The 9113-nt window shown below is 39.9% G+C and carries 11 protein-coding genes; 5 read left to right on the top strand and 6 right to left on the bottom strand.

Annotated features, from left to right (window positions below; translation table 11 throughout):
- Window positions 1-107: 107 nt before the first annotated feature.
- The 5 genes from ccmE to ccmA are packed head-to-tail and all read right to left on the bottom strand — an operon-like array spanning window position 108 to window position 2896.
- A complete protein-coding gene (gene ccmE, locus BCU84_RS18925) occupies window positions 108-605 on the bottom strand; it encodes a cytochrome c maturation protein CcmE (protein ID WP_102529607.1) in 498 nt (165 codons plus the stop codon).
- Complete coding sequence (ccmD, locus tag BCU84_RS18920) at window positions 605-802, bottom strand: heme exporter protein CcmD (RefSeq protein ID WP_102529608.1); 198 nt, start codon at window positions 800-802, stop codon at window positions 605-607. Before ccmD ends, ccmE begins: the two co-directional genes overlap by 1 nt.
- The gene (locus BCU84_RS18915) at window positions 802-1548 is read right to left on the bottom strand and encodes a heme ABC transporter permease (protein WP_102529606.1); all 747 of its coding nucleotides are present in this window, start codon (window positions 1546-1548) and stop codon (window positions 802-804) included. The genes ccmD and BCU84_RS18915 overlap by 1 nt, the downstream gene beginning before the upstream one ends.
- Window position 1549: 1 nt before the next feature.
- Window positions 1550-2236 carry a heme exporter protein CcmB gene (ccmB, locus tag BCU84_RS18910; RefSeq protein ID WP_102529605.1) on the bottom strand — a complete coding sequence of 229 codons (687 nt, stop codon included), beginning with the start codon at window positions 2234-2236 and terminating at the stop codon, window positions 1550-1552.
- 9 nt (window positions 2237-2245) lie between these two features.
- A complete protein-coding gene (gene ccmA, locus BCU84_RS18905) occupies window positions 2246-2896 on the bottom strand; it encodes a cytochrome c biogenesis heme-transporting ATPase CcmA (protein ID WP_102529604.1) in 651 nt (216 codons plus the stop codon).
- Between the two features lie 323 nt (window positions 2897-3219).
- Between ccmA and BCU84_RS18900 the strand changes: the two genes are divergently transcribed.
- Entirely contained in the window at window positions 3220-3513 is a 294-nt protein-coding gene (locus tag BCU84_RS18900; protein ID WP_102529603.1) for a c-type cytochrome, read from the top strand.
- Between the two features lie 60 nt (window positions 3514-3573).
- Here BCU84_RS18900 and ccmI read toward each other — a convergent pair whose 3' ends face one another.
- On the bottom strand, window positions 3574-4836 hold the full coding sequence (gene ccmI, locus BCU84_RS18895) for a c-type cytochrome biogenesis protein CcmI (RefSeq protein WP_102529602.1): 1263 nt from the start codon (window positions 4834-4836) through the stop codon (window positions 3574-3576).
- A 428-nt stretch (window positions 4837-5264) separates the two neighbouring features.
- On the opposite strand from ccmI, the gene BCU84_RS18890 reads away from it, so the two are divergent.
- Genes BCU84_RS18890 through BCU84_RS18875 form a run of 4 tightly spaced genes read left to right on the top strand, consistent with a single transcriptional unit; the run spans window position 5265 to window position 8853 of the window.
- Entirely contained in the window at window positions 5265-7241 is a 1977-nt protein-coding gene (locus BCU84_RS18890; protein ID WP_102529601.1) for a heme lyase CcmF/NrfE family subunit, read from the top strand.
- A 15-nt stretch (window positions 7242-7256) separates the two neighbouring features.
- Window positions 7257-7808: a DsbE family thiol:disulfide interchange protein gene (locus BCU84_RS18885; RefSeq protein WP_102529600.1), complete on the top strand. Its 552-nt coding sequence runs from the start codon at window positions 7257-7259 to the stop codon at window positions 7806-7808.
- Window positions 7809-7810: 2 nt separating this feature from the next.
- The gene (gene nrfF, locus BCU84_RS18880; protein WP_102529599.1) at window positions 7811-8299 is read left to right on the top strand and encodes a heme lyase NrfEFG subunit NrfF; all 489 of its coding nucleotides are present in this window, start codon (window positions 7811-7813) and stop codon (window positions 8297-8299) included.
- Window positions 8299-8853 (top strand): TlpA disulfide reductase family protein, encoded by a 555-nt coding sequence (locus BCU84_RS18875; protein ID WP_102529598.1) that lies wholly within the window; start codon window positions 8299-8301, stop codon window positions 8851-8853. Before nrfF ends, BCU84_RS18875 begins: the two co-directional genes overlap by 1 nt.
- Window positions 8854-9113: the final 260 nt, after the last annotated feature.

The raw sequence follows: 9113 nt of genomic DNA, 5'->3' as shown, positions 1-9113 counted from the left end.
CTCACTGGCTCACTGGCTCAAATGAAATGGTAGAAATATAGCTGGCCGTTCAGTAGATAAAAAAAATGCCAATCGATTGATTGGCATTCTAGTATGAACGTTAAAACTTATTGGTATTTGTAACCTTCAGTTTGTTTTTGCTCAGAGTAGTCTAGCTTCTCATGAGTTTGACCCATGGCTTCAGCAACTTCTGGAGGCATGTAGTTTTCATCATGCTTCGCCAGTACTTCAGTCGCTTCGATAGTGTCAGGCTTTATTAATACGCCTTGAGCAACAATACCTTGTCCTTCACGGAATAAATCAGGCAGTAAGTCATCAAAAGTAACAGTAATTGCACCACCAAAAGCATCATGAATTTCAAATTCTACGTGCAAGCTTTCTGGATCTCTAACCATTGTTCCAACAGTCACCATTCCACCGACTCGAATACGCTGACCAATTTCAGGCTTTTCACCAGTGTCTTTTTTACCGTTTACAATTTCGTAAGGGGTAAAAAATAAGTTTAAGTTAGAGTTTAATGCATACAAAAGTAATGATGCGATACCTGCTACACCTGCAATTAATGCGACGGCAAGTGTGAGTCTTTTTTTACGTCTAGAGTTCACTATCTACTACTCCTAGTTTCTTTAAGGCGGTCTTCTCGTTCCATCTTTTTAGATATCTCGAGTAAGACGGATCTTTTCTGGCGAAGGCTTAAGAATAATAAGATCCCTAAGCTTCCGAAGGTAACACCGTATGACAACCATACATAAAATGCATAACCGCCCATATTTAAAAATTCTGATAATGATTCAAACTGGATCATTTAGATGCCTCCGCTTTTGCTAATTCTCTAACCCAAGGGCGCATGCCATTTCTTGCTAAAATTTCTGCTTTATAGCGCACCAAAGTGATTGCACCAATCATTAAGCCAAAACCGAATATATTGATAAGCAGCGGCGCTAACATTTCCATTGGCATAGCTGATTTTTCTGTGATTTTGATGGTGGCTGGTTGGTGTAAGCTACTCCACCAATCAACTGAGTATTTAATGATTGGGATATTAATAACACCAACGATGGCTAATATGCCTGCTGCACGAGCTGCAAGCACTTTATCTTCAAATGATGCATAAAGAGAAATAACACCAAGGTATAAGAATAATAGCACTAGTTCTGATGTTAAGCGTGCATCCCAAACCCACCATGTGCCCCACATAGGTTTACCCCATGCAGCACCAGTTAATAGCGCAATAAAGGTAATGACGGCGCCAATAGGTGCAATTGATGCTGCTACCCAGTCAGCCGTTTTAATTTGCCAAACGATACCGACAAATGAGGCTGATGCCATCGCCATATATGCGGCCATAGACATTGAAGCAGATGGCACGTGAATATAAATAATTCTGAAGCTCTCGCCTTGTTGGTAGTCCATTGGGGCAAATAACATTCCCCAGATGGTTCCAACACTTATCAATAAGATGGCAGAAAACGCAAACCAAGGTAAAAGCGTTGATGCTAGTTTGTATGCACGCTCGGGATCAGCGTATGAATGAAGCCATTTCCACATATCAGTTTGTACTCACTCGTAATGAAGCACCAATTGCAAATGGTGCCATAATTAATGATCCGACCAACATGGCGCCAATAATGGCAAGTTGTCCGGTATAAGGTAAATTTAAACCAGCAGCATCAATAGCGCTGGTAGCAAAAATTAGTACGGGTATATACAGTGGTAAAATTAATAAGCTAAGTAATACTCCACCCTTGCGTAACCCAACAGTTAACGCCACACCAATTGCACCAAGTAACGATAAGACGGGCGTGCCCACAGTTAGCGTTAATATGAGTGCAGTATAGCTATTACTTTCTAAATGTAACAAGACTGCTAATAAAGGTGCTACTAATATCAATGGTACACCAGTTAAAATCCAGTGAGCCAATACTTTCGATAATACCAATATTGGTAAAGGCTGAGGGCTTAGTAGCATCTGCTCTAAGCTACCATCATTAAAATCTGCTTTAAATAATCGCTCTAGTGACAACATGGATGCCAATAATGCAGCAACCCATATGATACCTGGTGCAACGCGCGACAGAACCTGTGGTTCAGGTCCAATCCCTAAAGGAAATAGTGTCACAACTAAGACAAAGAATAAAAGTGGATTAAAAATATCCCCACGATGCCTAATCGCAATTTTTAAATCACGCTGCAACAATGTCAGAAATGCTTGGGTGTAACTGATGCCTCTTTTCATTGTTGTACCTTATACGAAGCGATAGTCTAGTTTGATCTTACGAAGCACTTCATCAGTGATGAGACTCATATCTTGGTGTGTCGTCATAATAACGCAACCACCACTTTGAGTGTGCTTAATAAACAATTGTTCCAACTCTTCTACACCTTTTTTATCAATTGCTGTAAATGGTTCATCAAGGATCCAGATTCGACAATTGGTGTGCCAGAGACGGGCTAGGGCTGTTCTTCTGTGTTGGCCTGCTGATAAATGTCCAGCGAGAGCCTCTTCGAAGCCACCTAAGTTAACTTTGGCGAGCAAATCATAACTATCAAAATCATTATATCCACTTAACCTTAAATTGAAGTTAAGGTTTTCATTTGCTGTTAACTCGCTTTTAACACCAGCGAGGTGTCCAAGATAAAGTAAATCTTCATTAAACTCGTCACGACATTGATTGATATCGGTATCAATATACTGAATCTCGCCAGCATAAGGTCGAGATAAGCCAGCAATGATGCGCAACAGGCTGGTTTTACCAGCACCATTAGGGCCTTCAATTTGGACAATATCACCTGCATTAATTTCGAAGCTTAATTGATCAAACAGAATACGGTCTTCACGAATGCACGTCAGTTCATTTGCCCTGACTAAAACTTGCTGCTGATTGTTGTCTGTCACTGAGCCCTCTTTTTACGTGTTGAGGATGAATACAAAATCAATATTATCATAAACACAATTAAGGGTTTAGCATTCAACCCATCTATGTGCTAGGTATTTGAAGTGGTTCCAATAAAATACATCTAATGTGAACTTTTTCATGATTCTCTAATATATTACTCAATACAGTTTTATTGTCTTAATTTGAGTATGAAGGTGAGATTCTTATCACAAAAAGGTGAGTTTTATTGAAGTTTGTAGTAATCTGATGACGATTTAATAAGTCTACCTGCTTTGAAAGGTGGCATTGAGCTCTGAATTTATTTGCATTAGGAACGATGAACATGAAAAAATTATTAGCAATGACTGCAGTTGCTGCATTGACTTTGTCTACAAACGTTTTCGCTCAAGATGGCGAAGCAGTTTACAACAAAGCGTGTCAAGTATGTCACAGCATGGGAGTTGCTGGTGCACCAAAAGCGCACGATGCTGCTGCATGGGAGCCTCGTTTAGCGGCGGGTATGGACACACTAATTTCTACAATTAAAACTGGTAAAGGCGCTATGCCTCCAGGTGGTATGTGTACTGATTGTACTGATGAAGATTACCAAAAAGCGATTGAGTTCATGTCTAAGTAATTTTAGATACTCATAAAAAAACCGGCTACTAGCCGGTTTTTTAATGTCTATAAAAACTGTTTATTGAACAACAGTATCAAGCATTAGTTTAGCTTCTTCACCGACTGCAACAGATGCAACAACACCTTTCAAGTCTCCAGTTTGCGCTTTCACACTACCGTGCTTAGATAACACTGCGATAATTTCAACATTTTGGGCACTGCTAAGTTTAACGTCACCACCCATTGAAGTTGAGTCATCTAATGTCACTGTAACAGGAAGGCTGTTAGCACTGATTTTAGTTGCAGCTAAAGGTACTTTAGGTCCTTGCGTTGAACGTGCAAAGATAAATACCATATCAGTAGAGCTAACTTGATCAGCTAATTCTGGTGAAATCGCAATTTCAACATCAACGGTTTTAGCTGTTGGTGCAGCTTGCGTCATTGGGTTGTGGTTGCTGTCATTTGGCATTTCGCCTGTTTCAGCTTGAATACGCATGTTAGCAGATTCGATTGCATTCATTACTGCTGTGCGATCAATGTCACTGCGGCCACTATCTAAAATAGTTTGCCATGCGTTGATTGCTGCTTGGTAATCAGCGGTAAAGAATGAGTCCATACCAACAAGTAGTAATGTTGATGGGTCTTGTGCGTCTAATGCCAGTGACTGATCAACCAATGCCTGAATTTGAGGATTCATTTCTTGGCCATTCTTGTAATACATTGCCGTTGCTTTAGGCCCAAGTAATTCTGCTGCAGTACCGACTAATTCCATTACTTTATCAAATGAAGCAATTGCTTGATCAAATTGATTAGCTGAAATATAAGCATGACCTAAGCTAAACCAAGCTTGGCTGTTTTCAGGATCTGCTTGTACTTGTTGCTCCATCATCTGTACGCGTTGAGCCATAATTTGCTCGCTGCTCATGCCTTGATGTGGGCTAGCCTCTGCTTGTGGAGGGTTAGCAAGCTCTTCGTAAGCACCTAATGATTGATAGAGGTACGCTGAAATAGCTAGAATACAAACGGTCATAAATGATGGCCATAAGATCCCTTTAGCTTGAATTTTCGTATCAAGAGAGTCATCGCCATCTTGCTTCATATCTTGCAATAAGCCGATTTCAAGCTCTTTCTTTAGTGCGTCAAACTCAGTTTGATCTAATAAGCCATCTTCTAGTTCTTTTTCTAGAATAGCTGCACGTTCGTTAAATAGTTCAAGGTTTGTTTGCTTACGTACGCCTGATTCTTCAGCAGCTAACATTTTTTGCTGACGAAAATGTGGGACCCAAATCAGCATTAAACTGATTACGACGACAAGAGCAATAAATATCCAAAATGTGGTCATTGTTTCAATATTCACTTTTAGGTTGCTGAAAAAACAGAGCGGATTAGCCGCCTGACTTGAAGTTAGATTATACGTAAAGATGATTCATTGAACAGTAATATACGATATAACCGAACCAGAATCGTCATAGTTGGGCACTGGTTCACAGATTAATCACCTATAAAAAAAACAAACGAAACTTAAATGAACTTTTTATGTCCTATGTTCAACAGTTGATAACTGGGTGTTTTTACTCTCTATTTTTTTGAGAATGAGACAAGTCACCCAGTTTTGCACGAAAGTGGCAGACATAAACAACAGCAACTACTAAAATATAAGCAAATTCGTATTAGCTAATGTTAATATCACTGTTTTAAAGCATTATGATAGATATGCGTTGTTTAGCCTTTATATGGCTTGAACAACTTTTTTAAAATTGAGGAATACCCATGATCCCTGAACTTGGACACTTCTCGCTCATTATTGGTTTGGCATTCGCCATTCTATTGATGACCGTGCCGTTATTTGGTGCAGCCCGTAAAGACCAGTATCTCGTAAGATATGCTTGGCCTATTTGTTACGGTATGTTCTTTTTTATCACTCTTTCTGTCATCACCCTAGGCTATAGCTTTGCTGTTGATGACTTCTCTGTGGCTTATGTCGCAAATCACTCCAACTCACAACTACCAATTTTCTTTAAAATTGCAGCTGTATGGGGTGGCCACGAAGGTTCATTACTTTTCTGGGTATTCTCTCTAACGGTTTGGGCAGCTGCGGTTGCAACCTTTAGTAAAGGTATGGAAGAAGTGTTCATTGCACGCGTACTCGCAGTACTTGCAATGGTCATTGTTGGGTTCTCATTATTCATGATCCTGACCTCTAGTCCTTTCGAGCGTATTTTCCCAATTCCTATGGAAGGTCGTGACTTAAACCCAATGTTGCAAGACGTAGGGCTTATTTTCCATCCTCCAATGCTTTATCTAGGTTATGTCGGTTTTGCGGTTAGTTTCGCATTTGCTATTGCAGCGCTTATGAGTGGCCGTTTAGATTCAGCTTGGGCAAGATGGTCTCGTCCTTGGACATTAGCTGCTTGGGTATTCCTAACAGGTGGTATTTCTCTAGGTTCTTGGTGGGCATACTACGAGCTAGGTTGGGGCGGATGGTGGTTCTGGGATCCAGTTGAAAATGCATCATTCATGCCTTGGTTAATTGGTACCGCACTTGTTCATTCATTAATCGTGACTGAAAAGCGTGGCGCATTCCGTAACTGGACAGTATTGCTATCTATCTTTGCTTTCTCATTAAGCTTGTTAGGTACATTTATCGTGCGTTCAGGTGTACTAACATCAGTTCATTCATTCGCAGCAGATCCTAGCCGTGGTATGTTCATTCTACTATTGCTTGGTTTAGCTATCGGTGGCTCCTTAACCTTGTTCGCACTACGAGCAAGTGAAATGAGTAGCCCTGCACGATTTGAATTAAAATCTAAAGAAACATTCTTATTAGTCTGTAATGTTCTACTAACTGTGGCAGCTGGTACCGTTTTACTTGGTACGCTATACCCACTGTTAATTGATGCATTAGGTATGGGTAAGATTTCTGTAGGACCTCCATATTTTAATTCTGTATTCGTACCAATCGTATTAGTACTATTTGGCTTTATGGGTATTGGTCCAATTATTCGCTGGAAGAAATCTAAAGCGGGTGAATTGAAACGTCAGTTACTTATCCCTGCAATTGTTGCAGCAGTAGTTGGTTTAGCAACGCCTTTCATTGCTGGTAACGAATTAAACCTTTGGGTTGTATTTGGTATCGGTATGGCAACTTGGGTTTCACTTGCAACATTCAGAGCGGCTTATAACCTGCTTACAGACGTAAATGGTAAATTTACTCTGAATAAGATTGGTCGTAGTGAAACGGGTATGCTAATTGCGCACATGGGTATTGCAGTTTCAATCGTTGGTGCGACTATGGTGTCAAACTACTCGATTGAGAAAAGCGTACGTATGGGCCCAGGTATCAGCGAAGAGTTAGCTGGTTATACCTTTAACTACATTGAAACTAAAAATGTTGTCGGTCCAAACTACACTGCTCAGCAAGGTCAGATAGAAGTTTATCAAGATGACAAGTTTGTCACATTATTAAGACCAGATCGTCGTCAATATAATGTACGTACAATGGACATGACTGAAGCTGGTATTGATTGGGGCTTATTCCGTGACCTTTATGTCACTATGGGTGACCCACTAAGTATGACTCAGTTTGCAGTACGTCTTAATTACAAGCCGTTTGTTCGCTGGATTTGGATTGGTTCTATCTTCATGATGGTCGGTGGTTTCTTAGCTGCATCAGATAAACGCTACCGCGTGAAAGAAACTAAAACCGCGAAAGATGACACTAAAGAAGCGAAATTAGCGACTGCTTAATTTATTGGAGAAAATATGAAAAAGTTGGTGCTGTTTATACCATTGGTATTGTTTTTGGGGATGGGAGTTTTTCTATATCAGGGGTTATTCTTAAATCCGCAAAAGCTCGATTCAGCACTAGAAGGAAAGCCGGTTCCGGCTTTCCAACTTGAACGTCTCGAAACACCGGGTGAAATGCTAACGCAGGAAAATCTTAAAGGCGAAGTGTCACTTATTAATGTATGGGCAACTTGGTGCCCAGCTTGTAAGTATGAACATCCGTATTTAATGATGTTAGCGCGTCAAAACATTTTACCGATTTACGGTGTTAACTATCGTGATGAGCGTGCTCCAGCAATTAGAGAGTTAAGCCGTGAAGGTGATCCTTATACGCTTAATATTTTTGATAAAGATGGACGCTTAGGTTTAGACCTAGGGGTTTATGGAGCACCAGAAAGTTTTATTGTTGATCATAACGGCATTATTCGTTTCCGCTATGCAGGTCCTATTGACAGGAATGTATGGAGCGAAACGCTTTATCCAATGATCCAAGAGTTGCAAGCTGAAGCGAAACAAGACGGAGTTTAAGAATGAAGACATTTAAAATACTTGTTGGCTTCATGGCAAGTTTAGTTTTAGCTTTCAATGTCATGGCAACACCAGTTGATACATATGAATTTAAGTCAGCTGATAACCAAAAACGTGCATTAAGTTTGGCGCATGAATTACGTTGCCCACAATGTCAAAATCAAAATTTAATTGATTCTAACTCACCAGTTGCCCAAGATTTACGTCTTGAGGTTTACACAATGGTAGATGATGGCAAGAGTAATGATGAAATTGTCGATTTTATGACAAGCCGCTATGGTGACTTTGTTCTTTATAAGCCAAGACTTGATCCTAAAACTTACATTCTGTGGCTTGGTCCATTTGTTCTAATGTTGATTGCACTATATGTAGCACTCGTTGTAGTTCGTAAGCAACGTGGTAAATCAACAGCTGCACCAGAAATGACTGATGCTGATCGTAATGAGTTAGAAGCTTTGTTGAAAAATAAACAAAGTCTGGATGATAAGTAATGAATATCATGATCAAAGCGATCATGCTCAGTGCATTAGCAGTGACTATCACTGTTAATGCTTATCCTGGAATGGAAAAGCAACAGCAGCATGTAAGCAATTCTACACTGGACAAAATAAATGTCCTTGAGAATCCTTTTCCAATTGCACACATTGGATTCAATGATGCAGAAGGTAAAGAAGTCGACTTTGAAGAACATAAAGGAAAAGTCGTTATTGTGAATATGTGGGCCACATGGTGCCCACCTTGTGTAAGAGAACTACCAGCTTTGGATCGTTTAGAGCAAACGTTGAGTAAAGATGACTTTGTATTGATGCCAATTTCGATAGATGCAGAAGGCAAGAAGCAAGTCAGCCCTTTTTTAGAGTCAATTGGCTTACCTTCGTTTAACTCTTACTATGATGCAAAACAGAATCTACGTGAAGTATTCCCATTAGATACAATTCCAGCTACCTTTATCTTGAATAAAGAAGGCGAATTGGTGGCATATGTTCGTACATATGTAGATTGGGATGATGAAAATGCGATAGAGTTCTTGCAGCAATTCCAATAATAGCGCGAGTTATACTGTGTGAGAGCAAGCTAAATAGGCTTAAGACAGTATAAATTGATTAAAAAAGATCGCTTTTGATGAAAAACTCATCAAGCGATCTTTTTTTTGTGTTTTTATTACCAAAAGCCCTTGCGGTGTTTCAGAATCTGCCTATAATGCGCATCCACTGACACGGCAGAGCGCAATAGCGAAACACTGAGTCAGGTTGATTTGAGAGGGTTTTAACCGCTTCAAATTAACGGCAAAAAGAAGTTTGAAAA

Source organism: Shewanella sp. 10N.286.51.B7 (assembly GCF_002873615.1).
In the GTDB taxonomy this organism is placed as follows: Bacteria; Pseudomonadota; Gammaproteobacteria; order Enterobacterales; family Shewanellaceae; genus Shewanella; species Shewanella electrodiphila.
This window is presented reverse-complemented; position numbering and strand designations above follow the sequence as displayed.